This window comes from Mycetocola sp. Y171 (genome assembly GCF_056713165.1).
The window spans coordinates 261702-278688 of sequence record NZ_JBWYGX010000001.1 but is presented as its reverse complement, the minus strand read 5'-3'; the positions used below and the strand labels follow the sequence as shown (position 1 = coordinate 278688).

Below are 16987 nucleotides of genomic sequence, written 5' to 3'. Positions count from 1 at the left end.
GCACCCATCGGGGTGACCGGCCGGAGCAGGCGGGTTTTCTCATTGGTCAGGTGGCAGGATGAAAATCGCAAAGGACGGATAGACAATGTTTGAATCGGTACAGGTGCTGATCGATGAGCACAAGGACCTCCAGGAACAGCTCGCCGACCCAGCGGTCCACGCGGACCCCGCGAGGTCGAAGAAGATCAACAGGCGCTACGCCGAACTCTCCAAGATCATCGCGGCGCACAACGCGTGGCTCGAGGTGCAGGACGACCTCGCTGCTGCCCGTGAGCTGGCGAAGGAAGACGACGCGTTCGCCGCCGAAGTCCCCGGCCTCGAAGAAGGACTGGCCACAGCACAGGAGAAGCTGCGTCGTCTGCTGATTCCGCGCGACCCTGACGACGGGCGCGACGTCATCATGGAGATCAAGGGTGGCGAGGGCGGAGCCGAGAGCGCACTGTTCGCGGCCGACCTGCTCCGGATGTACCTGCACTACGCAGAGTCCAAGGGCTGGAAGACGGAACTCCTCGAGCGCACCGAGAGCGATCTCGGCGGCTACAAGGACGTCCAGGTCGCCATCAAGTCCAACGCGACGGATCCCTCACAGGGCGTCTGGGCGCACCTCAAGTACGAGGGTGGCGTGCACCGCGTGCAGCGCGTCCCGGCGACCGAGTCACAGGGGCGCATCCACACCTCGACCACCGGAGTTCTCGTCTTCCCCGAGGTCGACGCCCCTGAAGAGGTCGAGATCAGCCAGAACGACCTGAAGATCGACGTCTACCGCTCCAGTGGCCCCGGCGGCCAGTCGGTGAACACGACGGACTCCGCCGTGCGCATCACCCACCTCCCCACGGGGATCGTCGTGGCGATGCAGAACGAGAAGAGCCAGCTGCAGAACCGTGAAGCCGGCATGCGTGTGCTTCGCGCCCGCATCCTCGCCCGCAAGCAGGAGGAGCAGGCAGAGCTCGACAGCGCCAAGCGCAAGACGCAGATCCGCACGATGGACCGGTCGGAGCGCATCCGCACGTACAACTTCCCCGAGAACCGGATCGCCGATCACCGCACCGGCTACAAGGCGTACAACCTCGACGCCGTGATCAACGGAGCGCTCGATCCGCTGATCGAATCGGCCATCCGTGCCGACGAAGAGGCGCGTCTCGCCGACATCGGCGACCAGGGCTAGGTCGCACTCTGACGTACGAAAGCCGGTCACCCCTCGGGATGGCCGGTTTTCTGGTTCGTCCGTCGCATGACCGCACCGCTACGTTGGTCGCAAACGGCGGCTACGGCGCGGGCTTATCCGCCGTTTGTGACACATGAACGCCGAAACGGATGCCGGGTGGCGGCTTAGGCCGCGGCATCCGTTTCATCCGTCGTATGTGCCGGTTTTGACGCCGGTTTCACGGCATTCGCGACGGATGACCCTGTCCGCGCCGAACCCGACGCCCACCCCGCATCGCCAACAGGTCAGATGTGGTACTCCGGGTCGGTGAGCCCGTAGGTCTTGCCAGGCTCACGCGGCCGCGCGATGGCGGGAATCCCGACCAGCAGCGACAGCGGCGGCGCATCCTTGGTGACAACGGCGTTCGCCCCGACGATGCTTCCTGCGCCGACGGTGATCGGGCCGATGATCTTCGCCCCAGCTCCCACCTGCACGCCGTTCCCCAGCGTCGGATGCCGCTTCTCCCTGCCCCGCGACTTTCCGCCGAGCGTGACGCTGTGGTAGAGCATCACGTCGTCGCCGATCTCCGCCGTCTCGCCGATGACGACCCCCATGCCGTGGTCGATGAAGAACCGCCGGCCGATGACGGCACCCGGGTGGATCTCGACGCCGGTCAGGAAACGGGTGAACTGCGACAGCAGACGCGCGGGCATCCGGGCGCCTGTCGTCCAGAGGCGATGGGTCAGCCGGTACGCCCAGATGGCGTGCAGGCCGGAGTAGGTGATGAAGATCTCCACCGAACCGCGCGCGGCAGGATCGTGCACGCGCGCGGCGGTGATGTCTTCCCGGATTCGGGAGAGAGCCGACATGACTTAGTCGGCGAGATCTGACCAGAGGGGCGTCGAGATGTACCGCTCTCCGGTGTCGCAGACGATCGCGACGATTCGCTTGCCCGCGTTCTCTGGGCGCTTCGCCAGCTCAGTGGCAGCCCAGATGATCGCGCCGGACGAGATCCCGGCGAGGATGCCCTCCTCGGCCGCCAGTCGCTTGGCCACCTTGATCGAGTTCTCGAAGGTGACGTCGATGACCTCGTCGTACACGGTGGTGTCGAGGATCTCAGGGATGAAGTTCGCCCCGATGCCCTGGATCTTGTGCGGGCCGGGAGCACCGCCGTTGAGGATGGGGGAGTCGATCGGTTCGACGGCGACGACGGTCACTTCTGGCTTGCGCTGCTTGAGAACCTGCCCGACACCCGTGATCGTTCCGCCAGTGCCGACGCCGGCGACGAAGATGTCGATGTCACCGTCGGTGTCGCGCCAGATCTCCTCAGCGGTGGTCTTGCGGTGGATCTCGGCGTTCGCCTCGTTCGCGAACTGCTTCGCGAGGATGGCGCCCGGAGTGGCTTCGACGATCTCCTCTGCCCGGGCGACAGCGCCCTTCATACCGAGCGCGGGCTCGGTGAGCACCAGTTCGGCACCGAATGCACGCAGAAGAACGCGTCGCTCAGAGCTCATGGATGCCGGCATCGTGAGGATGACCTTGTAGCCGCGCGCGGCTCCGACGAGGGCGAGGGCGATGCCCGTGTTGCCACTCGTTCCTTCGACGATCGTCCCGCCCGGCTTCAGTGCGCCTGCGGCCTCGGCCGCGTCGACGATGGCGACGCCGAGGCGGTCCTTCACGCTCGAACCGGGGTTGTAGTACTCCAGTTTCGCGAGCACCGTGGCTCCTGCACCATCGGTCACCCGGTTCAGCTGGACCAGTGGGGTGTTGCCGAACGCCTCGGTGATATTGGCGTAGATCTTTCCAGCCACGTATATGCTCCTTGGGTTATGGTCTGCGTCTGGCGCAGTCGTCGGGATAACAGCTTATTCCCGCTCCAACCGGGATGTCTCCTCGCACATTCCGGATGTCGCGGGATTCAGCTGCGGGTAGGCTCGATTCCCGGCGGTGTCTCCCTCCCGCTTTCCCCAGACAGGCAGGCCACTCCATGACCGCGATGACCGCGACAGTCGGCGCCCTCGTGAGCCACACCGGCGAGGTACTGGCGAGGGCCGGCGTCCCGAGCCCGGACGTCGACGCCGAACTTCTCGTCGGCCACGTCCTCGGCCTCGGCAGGGGTGAGGTGCAGGCGGCAGGACTCACAGGACGCCCGGTTTCCGAACAGGACGCGGCCACGATCGCACTCCTCACCGACCGGCGCGCCCAGCGAGAGCCGCTCCAGCACATCCTCGGCCGTGCCGCTTTCCGCTCCCTCGATCTTGCCGTCGGGCCCGGCGTTTTCGTACCCAGGCCGGAGACCGAGCAGGTCGTTCAGTTCGCGATCGACGCACTCAGATCGATGCCGGACCCGGAGCCGATCGGCATCGACCTCGGCACCGGTTCGGGCGCCATCGCCCTCGCGATGGCCACAGAGGTCCCGAATGCCCTCATCTACGCGGCCGAGAACTCGGTCGAGGCGTTCTTGTGGGCCCGGCAGAACTTCACCGAGACGGCAGCAGCGAACGCGACACTCGTGTTCGAGGACCTGGCCGGGGCTTTCCCTGAGCTGGACGGGAAGGCATCCGTCGTCATCTCGAACCCGCCGTACGTGCCGGATGCCGCGATTCCTCGCGACCCGGAGGTGCGCTTCTACGACCCGGCCGCCGCGCTCTACGGGGGAGAGGACGGACTCGACGTCGTCCGTCAGCTGTCCGGAACGGCCGCGAGGCTCCTCCGCCCGGGTGGCACCCTCGTCATCGAACACGGAGAGCTGCAGGGTCAGGCGATCCGTGACATCCTCACGGCCGACGGCTGGCGCGCCCCCGCGACCTTCAGGGACCTGACTCAGCGCGACCGCACGACGACAGCCGTTCGGAGCTAGCCACAGCCCGCTACCCGCGCTGTGCGGCCTTCTCTGCGGCCTTCGCTGCGCGTTCCCTGGCTTTCGCGATGGCTTCGCGCTCACGCCTGCGCGCTTCGCGAAGTTTCACCTCGGCATCGTGCCTCAGCCGCGCCGCTTCGCGGACGGCCCTGTCTTTCGGGAAGTGATCGTCGGCCATGGAGTCCTCGCTGCGAGGAACGGCGTCTGCTCCTGGCTCGGCCATCACGGCCTCGATCCCGTCGAGGATCGCCTGCAGCCCGAACCGGAACGGGTCCTCACCGCTCTCAGGCCCCATCGCCCCTGCTGCGAGTGCCCGATGCACGGCCGGGAATCGGTCGGGGGTGGCCAGTGAGGCGAGAATGCGTTCCTCGAGGCGGTCGAACTCCTCCGACGCGATGCCCGCCTTGACGCTCGCCTCCACGTAGCCGCGCTCGATGCTCGCCTGCCAGCGGGAGTGACCGGTGACGGCGAGAGCGGCCGCAAGTCTTTGGTGCTCCGACAGCGGCGTGTCCGCGAGCGACTCGAGGGCGGCGTCCATCCACGAGAGGTTGTTGGGCGTCATCGGGATGCCGGTGATCGGGATGTCGAGGAGCCACGGGTGGGCGGCGTAGGTCGCTATCGCGTGCGCATGCCAGGCAGACATGGCCTCCCTCCAGCCCTCAGGTGCATCATCGGCGGCAGAGGGAACCCCGGTCCCGTGCTCCTGCATCAGCAGGATCAGATCGTCCTTGGCGCTGACGTATCGGTAGAGAGACATCGTCGTGAAACCCAGCTTCGCAGCGACGCTCGACATCGACACGGATGCGAGGCCCCCGGCGTCGGCGATCTCGATGGCCGCGTCGACGATCCCCTCGATGCTCAACTCACGCTTGGGCCCGCGCTGGGGATTGGTGGCGACACCCCAGGCCAGGGCGATGCCGCGCGGCAGTTCGGGTCCGTCGTCCTCGATGTCCATCGGCTTCCATTCTGATCGGGCTTGACGACCATCCTAGGACTGTGTATATGTTAAACAGTAACGTATGTGTCATAAACAGTTTACGCCGCAGACCGGCGAGACGGAAGGATTTTTCCCATGAAGACCGCCATCAAGATGCAGGGGGTGAGCAAGTCCTTCGGCTCACTTCACGTCCTCGACGCCATCGACCTCGCCGTCCCGGAAGGCACCATCTTCGCCCTCCTCGGCCCGAACGGTGCCGGTAAGACGACGATGATCAACATCCTGACCACCCTCGTGGCCCCGGACTCGGGATCCGCCACCGTCGCCGGTCACGATGTCGTCGGCGCGAAGACATCGGTCAAGCGGGCGATCAGCCTGACCGGCCAGTCCGTCGCCGTCGACGAGGTCCTGACGGGCGACGAGAACCTGCGAATGATGTCCAGACTGTGGGGTCTCTCCCGCAGGGAGTCCGCGCACAGATCCGCAGAACTCCTCGACACCTTCGGTCTCCAGGCCGCAGGGCGCAAACCGGTGAAGACCTACTCCGGAGGAATGCGCAGGCGGCTCGACCTGGCCCTCAGCCTGATCGGGATGCCCGCTGTGCTGTTCCTCGACGAACCCACGACCGGCCTCGACACCAGGAGCCGTCGTGAACTGTGGTCGCTGATCCGGGACCTGCGGACCGCAGGAACAACCGTCTTCCTCACCACCCAGTACCTCGAGGAAGCCGACGAACTGGCCGACCACATCGCCCTCCTCGCGACCGGTCGGATCGTCGCCGACGGGTCGCCGGCCGAACTCAAGGCGCGGGTCGGGGGAGAGGTCGTCGAACTGCGTTCCCCCGACGACGTCGTGCTCCGGTCAGTGCCCACCGATGGTTCAGCGGACGGACTCCGCGCCGCCATCGACCGACTCGATGCCGACGCCGGCCCAGGGTGCACGATCGGACTCCGATCGCCGAGCCTCGACGACGTCTTCCTCCAGCTCACCGATCGGGATGCCGTCGCGCAGGCAGCCCAGGTGCGGTCATGACCGCGGTCACGGCGTCACGCCGGGTCTCCTGGGGCGTCAGTGAGATCACGTTCATCGACCGGAGCCTCAGGCGGTCGATCCGCAACGTCGACGCGCTGCTCATGGCGATCCTGCTCCCCGTGCTGCTCATGTTCATGTTCACGTTCGTCTTCGGAGGGTCGATCGATCCCTCGGGCGACTACGTCAACTACGTCGTCCCCGGCATCATCCTCCTCTGCGCCGGTTTCGGCGCCTCATCGACCGCCGTCGACGTCGCGACGGACATGACGACCGGCATCATCGACCGTTTCCGCACCCTCCCGATCCCTGCCACAGCCGTGCTCACCGGCCACGTCGTCGCGAGCCTCATCCGCAACCTGGTCGCGACTGCCGTCGTCGTCGGCGTCGCACTCGCCGTCGGATTCCGGCCGACGGGCGGGTTCCTGGAGTGGGTGGGGGCGATCGCGATCGTGTCGTTGTACATCCTCGCGATCACCTGGCTCTTCGCGGCCATCGGACTCGCTGCGTCCAGTCCGGAGGCGGCGAACGGGTACGGCTTCATCCTGCTGTTCCTGCCGTACCTGTCGAGCGCGTTCGTCGAGGTCGACACCCTTCCGGCCTGGCTCGGCCCGCTGGCCGAGCATCAGCCCATCACTCCGATCATCGAGACGATCCGCAGCCTGCTGATGGGGACTCCGATGGGAGACAGCGCCCTCCTGGCTGTCGGCTGGTGCCTCCTCATCCTGGGGATCGCGATCGGATGGGGGACCTGGCTGTTCCGGCGCAAGGGTGCACGATGACGACGGGCGGCGGTCGGTATCGATACGGTCTCCGACCGCCCGTTTGCGGCATCCTCCCACCGGCCCCGGGATAGAATCGGCGGGATGTCTCGCCTCTTCGACTGCTCCCAGGATTCCGACCTTCTCACCGGTATGCGTCTTGCGCGCGCCGCCGTCCGCAGGGGCGAACTCGTCGTCATCCCCACGGACACCGTCTACGGCGTCGCTGCGGACGCATTCTCGCCGCAGGCCGTCCAGAGGCTGCTCGACGCGAAGGGTCGCACGCGCCAGTCACCTCCGCCCGTCCTCGTGCCCGGCGTCGCAACGCTCGAGGCCCTCGCCGCCGAGGTCCCCGACGCCGTGCGGAAACTCGTCGACGCGTTCTGGCCGGGCGGCCTCACCATCGTGCTGCCCGCCCAGCCCTCGCTGGCCTGGGACCTCGGCGACACCGACGGCACTGTCGCCGTCCGGATGCCAGACAATCGCATCGCACTCGAGCTGCTCGAGGAGACCGGGCCGCTCGCGGTGTCCAGTGCCAACCTCACCGGCAAGCCCGCGGCGACCACGGCAACAGAAGCCCTCGACATGCTCGGCGATTCGGTCGACACCTACCTCGACGGCGGTCAGAGCCAGTCCACCGCGTCGACGATCGTGGATGCCACCGCTCTCGTCGCTCCGGAGGGCAAGGTGACCATCCTCCGCGAAGGCGCCATCAGCCGCGAGCAGCTCCACGAGATCCTCGGCGACCTGCTCGAAGACCCGCCGGCTGAGGACGGTGCGTCGACGGCATGATCCTCTATGCCCTCATCGCGGCGGCCACGGCACTGATCACCTTCCTGCTGTCCATCGTCGTCTACAAGCTGGCGCTCCGGTACAAGCTCTACCCGAAGATCCGCGAACGGGATGTCCACACCCGACCGACCCCCCGCCTCGGCGGTGTGGCGATGTTCGGCGGGGTCGTCGCCGCGTTCGGACTCGCCTATCTGATCTCGAGGGTCACCCCGTTCTTCGAGCAGACGTTCAACCCGCCCGGATCGATCCTCGCCATCCTCGGCGCAGCGCTCCTCATCGTGGTCATCGGCATCGCCGACGACATCTGGGACCTGGACTGGATGATCAAGCTCGCCGGGCAGTTCATGGCCGCTGGTCTCATCGCCTGGCTCGGCGTGCAGATCTACTCGCTGCCGATCGGTGGGCTCACGGTCGGGTCATCGTGGATGTCGGCGGCTCTGGCGGTTTTCGCCATCGTCCTCGTCATGAACGCGGTGAACTTCATCGACGGACTCGACGGCCTCGTCGCCGGTGTCGGACTGATCGCCAACGGCGTCTTCCTCGTCTACGGCTACCTGCTCGTGCGCGACCTCGGCCAGTCGACCTACTTCAACCTCTCCCTGCTCATCTCCGCGGTGCTTGTGGGCGCGTGCGCCGGTTTCCTGCCGCTCAACTGGCACCCGGCCAAGATGTTCATGGGCGACGCCGGGGCGCTCCTGGTCGGGCTTCTGATGGCCACGTCTGCCGTCGCGATCACCGGCCAGATCGATCCGTCTGCGCTCAATGCGGACCCGACCGGCGGCGGGGGAGTCGGCCGCAGCGAGCTGCTCGGTGCGTTCATCCCGATCATCCTGCCATTCGCCATTCTCATCGTTCCGTTGCTCGACTTCGCACTGGCCGTCTTCCGCCGGCTGCGTGCCGGGAAATCCCCGTTCAGTGCCGACCGGATGCACCTGCACCACCGCCTGCTCGACATGGGACACTCCCACCTGCACGCCGTGCTCATCTTCTACGCGTGGACGACCGTCATCGCGCTGTCCTGCCTGATGTTCTTCGTGTTCCAGCCCTATTGGATCGCGCTCGGGTTCCTCCTCGTCGGCGTCGTGGCGTGCACGATCGTCACTCTCGCCCCGCTCGGCCGCCGGAAGGCAGCCGAGGTCACCGCCCAGACCGCGCCAGAGGGCTCAGGGACCGCCGATTCGCTCGCGGTGTACGACCCGCTCGACGAAGCCTCGGACGAACGGGACCCTGACGCACCAGTACCCGACCCGCTCCCCGTAACGAACAAGGACCCCAGATGAAGTCTGCAGCCATCTTCCGAGCCAGCCTCAAGTGGGGCGGCCTCCTGTCGCTCGCCCTGGCTGTGATCGGGGGCACGCTCGGCTACCTGGTCGACGGCAACCGAGGGCTGGTCAGCGCACTGATCGGCACCGCAATGGCCGTCGTGTTCCTCGGGATCACCGCCGCGAGCATCCTGTTCGCCAACCGCTGGTTCGGCACCGACCTGTTCGTCCCGATCTTCTTCGGCGTCGTCATGGGCGGCTGGCTGGTCAAGTTCGTGCTCTTCCTCGTGCTGGCCGTTGTACTCAGGGAACAGCCCTGGATCAACACCACAGTGCTGTTCCTCAGCGTCATCGCTGGGGTCATCGTGTCCCTCGTAGTCGACGTCATCATCGTGTCGAAGTCACGCATGCCGTATGCCAGCGACGTGACCCTTCCCGGGGAAGGCAAGCCCTCCAATTAACTTGGGTCTGGATTCGTCCGGTCGGCCATCATTTGATAGTGTTATCGGAGATTCCCCGCCCGAACATGTCGCAGAAAGTATGTGCGTCGGGCACATCCCACCGTTCGTCGTCGCGAGAGCTTCGCTTCACGCCCGAAACAGGAGAGCGCGCTGTTAGCTAACGCTGTGAACTTACTGGTTCAGACCTCAACCGACGACGGGACCTTCCACGGGCCGTCGATCACGGAATTCTTCCCGGATGCTGTGCTGCTCGAGGGCACCGGATTCGACATCGACCGGATCGTCCTGATCCGCTTCCTCGCAGTCATCGCGCTGGTCGTCGTCTTCTGGCTTGGCACGCGGAACATGAAGATCGTCCCGACCAAGTTCCAGAGCCTCATCGAAATGGCTCTCGACTTCGTTCGCGTCAACATTGCCGAGGACCTCCTCGGCAAGGTCGACGGAAAGCGATTCCTGCCGATCCTCACGACGATGTTCTTCATGGTGTTCACCATGAACATCACCGGCATCATCCCTGGGCTCAACATCGCAGGAACGTCCGTCATCGGTGTGCCGCTCGTTCTCGCGCTGATCTCGTATGTCACGTTCATCTACGCCGGTATCAAGAAGAGCCCGGGCAAGTTCTTCAAGAACTCCCTCTTCCCGGCGGGTGTGCCATGGCCCGTCTACATCATCGTGACCCCGATCGAGTTCATCTCGACGTTCATCATCCGGCCGGTCACGCTGACCCTCCGACTTCTGATGAACATGGTCGTCGGCCACCTGCTCCTCGTCCTGTTCTTCGCGGCGACCCAGTTCTTCGTCTTCACCCTGGGCGGATGGTTCATCGCCCTTGGCGCGGTCACGTTCGCCTTCGGCTTCGCTTTCACCCTGTTCGAAATCCTGGTCGCACTGCTCCAGGCTTATGTCTTCACCCTGCTCACCGCGGTTTACATCCAGCTCGCGGTAGCTGAAGAGCACTAAAGAGCCGGCATCCGCCTGCTCTTACATCACGGAAGGAAACATCACGTGGACGCAACAACCGTTCTCGCCGAGATCAACGGAAACATCGCGACGGTCGGTTACGGTCTCGCAGCGATCGGCCCCGCCATCGGCGTCGGCATCGTCGTCGGAAAGACCATCGAGGGTGTCGCCCGCCAGCCTGAGCTGGCCGGCCGACTGCAGGTCCTGATGTGGATCGGTATCGCCTTCACCGAGGCACTCGCCTTCATCGGTATCGCCACCTACTTCATCTTCCAGTAACCTCTTTCACCCTCGTAAGGAGGCAAGATGCTTCACGCACTCGTTGCGGCGGCTGAAGAGGGCGCTACCAAGAACCCTCTGATCCCCGAGCTCTACGACATCTTCTGGTCGGCGGTGTGTTTCGTCATCCTCTTGGCGCTCTTCTGGAAGATTGTTCTTCCGAAGATGCAGGTCATGCTCGACGAGCGTTCTGCGGCCATTGAGGGCAACATCGCCAAGGCGGACGAAGCTCAGCGCCAGGCCGAGGCCGCGCTCGAGCAGTACACCGCTCAGCTGGCCGAAGCCCGCCAGGAGGCCGGCAAGATCCGTGAGTCCGCCCGCGAGGACGGCAAGCAGATTGTCGCTGAAGCGCGGAGCCAGGCCACGATCGAAGCCCAGCGCGTCACCGTGAGCGCCCAGGCGCAGATCGAGGCCGAACGTCAGGCAGCGCTCGTTTCGCTTCGCGGTGAAGTGGGCACGCTCGCCATCGACCTCGCAGGCAACGTCATCGGTGAGACTCTCGCGGACGACGCCAAGGCCACGGCCATCGTCGACCGGTTCCTCGCCGACCTCGAAGCTTCGGAGAAGGCAAACAACTAATGGGAAGCGCAACTCGGGAAGCACTGGCTTCGTCGAAGAAGGCTCTGTCCGACCTCGGCGCGACCGACCTGACCACGGCCAGCGAACTCTTCGCTGCCGGTCGGGTCGTCGGCGACTCCGGCCAGCTGCGCTCGCTGCTGGCCGACCCGTCAGCTGAGAGCTCGGCCAAGGGTGCGGTCATCGACCGCGTCTTCGGCTCACGGCTCGGTGCACAGGCCGTCGGACTGCTTCGGGACCTCGCCGGCGCGCGCTGGTCGAGCGCCGAGGACCTTCTCGGTGGCATCGAAGAACTCGGTCTGAGGGCAGCGGCTCTCTCCGCAGGTCCGGATGCCCGCCTCGAGGCTCAGCTCTTCTCGTTCGGCCAGGTCGTCTCCTCCGACGCGGAACTCGAGCTCGCGCTCGGCTCCAAGCTCGGAGCCCAGGACGCCAAGGCTGCGCTGGTGGACAGCCTGCTCAGCGGCAAGGGTTCACCCGAAAGCGTCGAGATCGTCAAGCACCTGGTGTTGCAGCCTCGCGGCCGTCGCATCGGTGAACTGCTTCGCCACGCGGCATCCGTCGTCGCAGACCAGAACGGCTTCATCGTCGCGACGGTCACCAGCGCAACACCCCTCGGACCGGTCCAGCTCGAGCGCCTCGAGAAAGGCCTCGCCGCGCAGTACGGGCGGGCACTCCGGCTCAACCAGGTTGTCGACCCCGCCGTCATCGGAGGCCTGCGCGTGCAGGTCGGCGACGACGTCATCGACGGCAGCATCTCCTCGCGCCTCGGCGAACTCAGACTTCAGCTTGCTGGCTAACGCCAGTACAACGTAGGGGACACACGTCCCCACACAGATAGGGAAGAAGATGGCAGAACTTACGATCAGCCCCGACGAGATCCGGGATGCTCTCAAGGACTTCGTCACGGCTTACGAGCCGGGTAAGGCGACCACCACCGAGGTCGGTTACGTCACCGACGCCGGTGACGGCATCGCCCACGTTGAGGGACTGCCAGGCGTGATGGCCAACGAGCTCATCCGCTTCGCCGATGGCACCCTGGGCCTCGCCCAGAACCTCGAGGAAGACGAGATCGGTGTCGTCGTCCTTGGTGAGTTCGGCGGAATCGTCGAGGGCATGGAAGTCACTCGCACCGGTGAGGTGCTCTCGACCCCGGTCGGTGACGCATTCCTCGGCCGCGTGGTCGACCCGCTCGGCGCGCCGATTGACGGCCTCGGTGAGATCAAGGCCGAAGGCCGCCGCGCCCTGGAGCTCCAGGCTCCTGGCGTGATGCAGCGTAAGAGCGTGCACGAGCCCATGCAGACCGGAATCAAGGCCATCGACGCCATGATCCCGATCGGCCGCGGCCAGCGCCAGCTCATCATCGGTGACCGCCAGACCGGCAAGTCCGCGATCGCGATCGACACCATCATCAACCAGAAGGCCAACTGGGACTCCGGCGACGTCAACAAGCAGGTCCGCTGCATCTACGTCGCCATCGGTCAGAAGGGCTCGACGATCGCGGCTGTGAAGGGCGCGCTCGAAGAGGCCGGCGCCATGGAGTACACCACCATCGTCGCCGCTCCTGCGTCCGACCCTGCCGGCTTCAAGTACCTCGCACCGTACACGGGCTCGGCCATCGGCCAGCACTGGATGTACGGCGGCAAGCACGTCCTCATCGTCTTCGACGACCTGTCCAAGCAGGCTGAGGCCTACCGCGCCGTTTCGCTCCTCCTCCGTCGTCCGCCGGGACGCGAGGCATACCCGGGTGACGTGTTCTACCTGCACTCCCGCCTGCTCGAGCGTTGCGCCAAGCTGTCCGACGAGCTCGGTGCCGGATCGATGACCGGTCTTCCGCTCATCGAGACGAAGGCGAACGACGTCTCGGCCTACATCCCGACCAACGTGATCTCGATCACCGACGGCCAGATCTTCCTGCAGTCCGACTTGTTCAACGCCAACCAGCGTCCGGCAGTCGACGTGGGTATCTCGGTCTCGCGAGTCGGTGGTGACGCTCAGGTGAAGAGCATCAAGAAGGTTTCAGGAACCCTGAAGCTGGAGCTCGCCCAGTACCGCTCGCTCGAGGCGTTCGCAATGTTCGCGTCCGACCTCGACCCGGCCAGCCGCCGCCAGCTCGCTCGCGGCGCCCGGTTGACGGAGCTGCTGCGCCAGCCGCAGTACTCGCCGTTCCCCGTGGAGAACCAGGTCGTCTCGATCTGGGCCGGTACCAAGGGCAAGCTCGATGAGGTTCCGGTCGAGGACATCCTGCGGTTCGAGAGCGAACTGCACGACTACCTCGCCCGCAACACCCAGGTGCTGACGAAGCTGCGCGACACCAACGTGCTCGACGACGACACCGTCTCCGAGCTCGATGCTGCTGTCGACAAGTTCAAGCTGGAGTTCCAGACCGGCGAGGGCAAGCCCCTCAACGGACCGGGCTCAGAGCAGTTCACCGAGCTTCCGGCAGAGGATGTCAACCAGGAAAAGATCGTCAAGGGACGTCGATAAGTAATGGGCGCACAACTTCGGGTCTATACGCAGAAGATCAAGTCTGCGCAGACGACCAAGAAGATCACCAAGGCGATGGAACTCATCGCCGCCTCGCGCATCGCGAAAGCGCAAGCGCGGGTAGCGGCTTCAGGTCCATACTCCCGGGCGATCACCCGCGCGGTGTCAGCCGTGGCGACGTATTCAAACGTCGACCACGTGCTGACCACCGAGCCGGAGACGATCGAGCGGGCAGCCGTCGTGATCTTCGCGTCCGACCGCGGCCTCGCCGGCGCGTTCAACTCGCAGGTCCTGCGTGAAGCCAACGAACTCGCCGAGCTGCTCCGCAGCCAGGGCAAGGACGTCGTGTTCTACCTCATCGGTCGCAAGGCCGTCGGGTACTTCACCTTCCGCAAGCGCGCGAGCGAAGGCCAGTGGGTCGGCGAGAGCGAGAACCCGACCTTCACCATGGCTCAGGAGATCAGCGCGGCGCTTCTCGAGAAGTTCATCGTGGATGCATCCGAAGGCGGCGTCGACGAGATCCACATCGTGTACAACCGCCTCGTCAGCATGATGAGCCAGGTCCCCGAGGTCGTGCGACTGCTTCCCCTCGAGGTCGTCGAAGGTGTCGAAGAACCGGACGACAAGACGGTTCTGCCGCTGTACGAGTTCGAACCGGATGCCGAGAGCGTGCTTGACGCGCTGCTGCCCGTCTACATCGAGAGCCGTATCTTCAACGCCCTGCTCCAGTCCGCTGCTGCGAAGCACGCGGCCACGCAGAAGGCGATGAGCTCGGCCAGCGAGAACGCGGACAAGCTCATCACCGACTACACGCGGCTCCGCAACAACGCGCGTCAGGCCGAGATTACCCAGCAGATTTCCGAGATTGTCGGCGGCGCAGACGCACTGTCGTCCGCCAAGTAACGCGATTACGAAGAGAGAAGAAGAGCATGACAGACATTGCCACCGCTCAGGACGCGACGAGTGAGGTGAAGGCCGGCGCAACCGGCCGTGTCGCCCGCGTCACCGGTCCGGTTGTTGACATCGAGTTCCCGCACGACGCGATCCCCGGTATCTACAACGCCCTGAAGACGACCGTCAACATGGCCGGCGAGACCCAGGTCATCACACTCGAGGTCGCACAGCACCTCGGTGACGACCTCATCCGCGCCATCGCGTTGAACCCGACCGACGGACTCGTCCGCGGCCAGGAAGTGACCGACTCCGGCTCGCCCATCACCGTGCCCGTCGGTGACGTCACCAAGGGCAAGGTCTTCAACGTCATCGGAGAGGTCCTCAACGCCGAGCCCGGCGAGAAGATCGAGATCACCGAGCGTTGGCCGATCCACCGCAAGCCTCCGGCATTCGACCAGCTCGAGTCGAAGACCGAGCTCTTCGAGACCGGCATCAAGTCGATCGACCTCCTCACCCCGTACGTTCTGGGTGGAAAGATCGGACTCTTCGGTGGTGCAGGTGTCGGCAAGACCGTTCTCATCCAGGAAATGATCCAGCGCGTCGCTTCCGACCACGGTGGTGTCTCGGTGTTCGCCGGTGTCGGTGAGCGTACCCGTGAGGGCAACGACCTCATCCACGAAATGGAAGAAGCGGGCGTCTTCGACAAGACCGCCCTCGTCTTCGGCCAGATGGACGAGCCGCCAGGAACGCGACTCCGCGTCGCCCTCTCGGCACTCACGATGGCGGAGTACTTCCGCGACGTGCAGAAGCAGGACGTGCTGTTGTTCATCGACAACATCTTCCGCTTCACACAGGCAGGTTCCGAGGTCTCCACCCTTCTCGGTCGTATGCCATCCGCCGTGGGTTACCAGCCGAACCTCGCCGACGAGATGGGTATCCTCCAGGAGCGCATCACCTCGACCCGTGGCCACTCGATCACGTCGCTGCAGGCCATCTACGTTCCTGCTGACGACTACACCGACCCCGCTCCGGCGACGACGTTCGCCCACCTCGATGCGACCACCGAACTGTCGCGTGAGATCGCGTCGAAGGGCCTCTACCCGGCCATCGACCCGCTCACGTCAACCAGCCGCATCCTCGACCCGCGTTACATCGGTGATGACCACTACAACACCGCCGTCCGGGTCAAGGCGATCCTTCAGAAGAACAAGGAACTCCAGGAGATCATCGCGATCCTCGGTGTCGACGAGCTGAGCGAAGAAGACAAGATCACGGTCGCCCGTGCACGTCGCATCCAGCAGTTCCTCTCGCAGAACACCTACATGGCGAAGAAGTTCACCGGTGTCGAGGGTTCGACCGTTCCGCTCAAGGAGACCATCGAGTCCTTCTCGGCGATCGCCAGTGGCGAGTTCGACCACGTTGCCGAGCAGGCGTTCTTCAACGTCGGTGGCATCAACGACGTCGAAGAGCGTTGGGCTCAGATTCAGAAGGAGAACGGCTAGTCATGGCATCGCTGCAGGTCAGTGTTGTCGGGGCGGACCAGGAAGTCTGGTCAGGCACCGCTTCGATGGTCGTCGCCCGCACGGTCGAGGGAGAGATCGGCATTCTCCCCGGCCACGAGCCGATGCTTGCCATCCTCGCCGAGGGTGAGGTCCGTGTGACCGCTGAGAACGGTCAGAAGATCGTCGCGACAGCGGCCGACGGATTCCTGTCGGTCGAGAACAACACCGTGACAGTCGTGGCCGGCAACGCCAGCCTCGTCAAGTAATTCCGCCGCAAGGCAACCGCAACGCCCCGTGCTGATTCTGCTCCCTCCGTCTGAGACGAAGCGAGCAGGCGGCACGGGGCGTTCGCTGTCCCTCGACCGGTTGCGGTTCCCCGGGCTCACCGAGGCACGGCGTTCGCTTGCCGACGACGTTGCCGCTCTTTCGCTCGACACGGATGCCGCCGTCGCGGCCCTGAAGCTGGGACCGAAGCAGCGCGGAGAAGCCGAGTCGAACCGGATCCTGTGGGAGTCTCCCACCCTGCCTGCACTCGACAGGTACACCGGCGTCCTCTTCGACGCGCTCGACGCGGCATCCCTGTCCGAACCGGCGCGGGCGTTCGCCGGGAGGCACCTGGTGATCCACGCGGCGCTGTTCGGCCCGGTCGGCGCCCTCGATCCGATTCCGGCGTACCGGCTGTCGCACGACTCCCGCGTGCCTGGGCGCCCACTCAAACGCCACTGGCGCACGGCCGTCGCGGCATCACTCGCCGAGGAGCCAGGGCTCGTGCTCGACCTGCGCTCCGAAGCGTACGTCGCGCTCGGCCCCGCCCCTGATGGATCACATTTCCTCCGCGTCCTCACCGAAGGCGCCGGTGGAGCGCGTCGGGCCCTCAACCACTTCAACAAGAAGGCGAAGGGTGAGTTCACGAGGGCCATCCTCGAGGCCGGAATCGTCTTCACGACCGCCGACGAACTTCTCGACTGGGCTCCGACGACCGGTTTCCGGCTGGAACGTCACTCAGACGGCAGCGAGCTCGCACTGATCGTCTGATCACGCCG

The 16987-nt window shown here is 65.2% G+C and carries 19 protein-coding genes; 16 read left to right on the top strand and 3 right to left on the bottom strand.

Annotation, left to right across the window (positions count from 1 at the left end; translation table 11 throughout):
• Nucleotides 1–85: 85 nt before the first annotated feature.
• Complete coding sequence (gene prfA / locus AC1M2K_RS01400) at nt 86–1165, top strand: peptide chain release factor 1 (protein ID WP_480237626.1); 1080 nt, start codon at nt 86–88, stop codon at nt 1163–1165.
• Between the two features lie 284 nt (nt 1166–1449).
• Here prfA and epsC read toward each other — a convergent pair whose 3' ends face one another.
• Nucleotides 1450–2013 (bottom strand): serine O-acetyltransferase EpsC, encoded by a 564-nt coding sequence (gene epsC / locus AC1M2K_RS01395; protein ID WP_480237625.1) that lies wholly within the window; start codon nt 2011–2013, stop codon nt 1450–1452.
• 3 nt (nt 2014–2016) lie between these two features.
• Complete coding sequence (gene cysK / locus AC1M2K_RS01390; RefSeq protein WP_480239550.1) at nt 2017–2955, bottom strand: cysteine synthase A; 939 nt, start codon at nt 2953–2955, stop codon at nt 2017–2019.
• A 176-nt stretch (nt 2956–3131) separates the two neighbouring features.
• On the opposite strand from cysK, the gene prmC reads away from it, so the two are divergent.
• Entirely contained in the window at nt 3132–4004 is an 873-nt protein-coding gene (gene prmC / locus AC1M2K_RS01385; protein ID WP_480239549.1) for a peptide chain release factor N(5)-glutamine methyltransferase, read from the top strand.
• Nucleotides 4005–4014: 10 nt separating this feature from the next.
• Here prmC and AC1M2K_RS01380 read toward each other — a convergent pair whose 3' ends face one another.
• Nucleotides 4015–4959, bottom strand: a complete 945-nt coding sequence (locus tag AC1M2K_RS01380) for a TetR/AcrR family transcriptional regulator (RefSeq protein ID WP_480239548.1) — start codon at nt 4957–4959, stop codon at nt 4015–4017.
• 117 nt (nt 4960–5076) lie between these two features.
• Between AC1M2K_RS01380 and AC1M2K_RS01375 the strand changes: the two genes are divergently transcribed.
• The 14 genes from AC1M2K_RS01375 (at nt 5077) to AC1M2K_RS01310 (ending at nt 16979) form a co-directional block, all read left to right on the top strand.
• A complete protein-coding gene (locus AC1M2K_RS01375) occupies nt 5077–5973 on the top strand; it encodes an ATP-binding cassette domain-containing protein (RefSeq protein WP_480239547.1) in 897 nt (298 codons plus the stop codon).
• The gene (locus AC1M2K_RS01370) at nt 5970–6752 is read left to right on the top strand and encodes an ABC transporter permease (protein ID WP_480237620.1); all 783 of its coding nucleotides are present in this window, start codon (nt 5970–5972) and stop codon (nt 6750–6752) included. Before AC1M2K_RS01375 ends, AC1M2K_RS01370 begins: the two co-directional genes overlap by 4 nt.
• Nucleotides 6753–6836: 84 nt before the next feature.
• Nucleotides 6837–7523 carry an L-threonylcarbamoyladenylate synthase gene (locus AC1M2K_RS01365; RefSeq protein WP_480239546.1) on the top strand — a complete coding sequence of 229 codons (687 nt, stop codon included), beginning with the start codon at nt 6837–6839 and terminating at the stop codon, nt 7521–7523.
• On the top strand, nt 7520–8803 hold the full coding sequence (locus tag AC1M2K_RS01360; protein WP_480239545.1) for an MraY family glycosyltransferase: 1284 nt from the start codon (nt 7520–7522) through the stop codon (nt 8801–8803). Before AC1M2K_RS01365 ends, AC1M2K_RS01360 begins: the two co-directional genes overlap by 4 nt.
• Nucleotides 8800–9246, top strand: coding sequence for a Cg1360 family ATP-synthase-associated protein (locus tag AC1M2K_RS01355; protein WP_480239544.1), 447 nt, complete (start codon nt 8800–8802; stop codon nt 9244–9246). The genes AC1M2K_RS01360 and AC1M2K_RS01355 overlap by 4 nt, the downstream gene beginning before the upstream one ends.
• A gap of 165 nt (nt 9247–9411) precedes the next feature.
• A complete protein-coding gene (gene atpB, locus AC1M2K_RS01350; RefSeq protein ID WP_480239543.1) occupies nt 9412–10209 on the top strand; it encodes a F0F1 ATP synthase subunit A in 798 nt (265 codons plus the stop codon).
• A 45-nt stretch (nt 10210–10254) separates the two neighbouring features.
• Complete coding sequence (gene atpE, locus AC1M2K_RS01345) at nt 10255–10488, top strand: ATP synthase F0 subunit C (protein WP_292904365.1); 234 nt, start codon at nt 10255–10257, stop codon at nt 10486–10488.
• Nucleotides 10489–10515: 27 nt separating this feature from the next.
• Entirely contained in the window at nt 10516–11067 is a 552-nt protein-coding gene (locus tag AC1M2K_RS01340) for a F0F1 ATP synthase subunit B (protein WP_480239542.1), read from the top strand.
• Entirely contained in the window at nt 11067–11861 is a 795-nt protein-coding gene (locus AC1M2K_RS01335; protein ID WP_480239541.1) for a F0F1 ATP synthase subunit delta, read from the top strand. The genes AC1M2K_RS01340 and AC1M2K_RS01335 overlap by 1 nt, the downstream gene beginning before the upstream one ends.
• 49 nt (nt 11862–11910) lie before the next feature.
• Complete coding sequence (atpA, locus tag AC1M2K_RS01330) at nt 11911–13548, top strand: F0F1 ATP synthase subunit alpha (RefSeq protein WP_480237613.1); 1638 nt, start codon at nt 11911–11913, stop codon at nt 13546–13548.
• A 3-nt stretch (nt 13549–13551) separates the two neighbouring features.
• Nucleotides 13552–14451, top strand: a complete 900-nt coding sequence (locus AC1M2K_RS01325) for a F0F1 ATP synthase subunit gamma (protein WP_480237612.1) — start codon at nt 13552–13554, stop codon at nt 14449–14451.
• Between the two features lie 26 nt (nt 14452–14477).
• Nucleotides 14478–15944 carry a F0F1 ATP synthase subunit beta gene (gene atpD, locus AC1M2K_RS01320; RefSeq protein WP_480239540.1) on the top strand — a complete coding sequence of 489 codons (1467 nt, stop codon included), beginning with the start codon at nt 14478–14480 and terminating at the stop codon, nt 15942–15944.
• Between the two features lie 2 nt (nt 15945–15946).
• Nucleotides 15947–16210: a F0F1 ATP synthase subunit epsilon gene (locus tag AC1M2K_RS01315; RefSeq protein ID WP_480239539.1), complete on the top strand. Its 264-nt coding sequence runs from the start codon at nt 15947–15949 to the stop codon at nt 16208–16210.
• A gap of 28 nt (nt 16211–16238) precedes the next feature.
• Nucleotides 16239–16979: a YaaA family protein gene (locus tag AC1M2K_RS01310; protein ID WP_480237609.1), complete on the top strand. Its 741-nt coding sequence runs from the start codon at nt 16239–16241 to the stop codon at nt 16977–16979.
• Nucleotides 16980–16987: the final 8 nt, after the last annotated feature.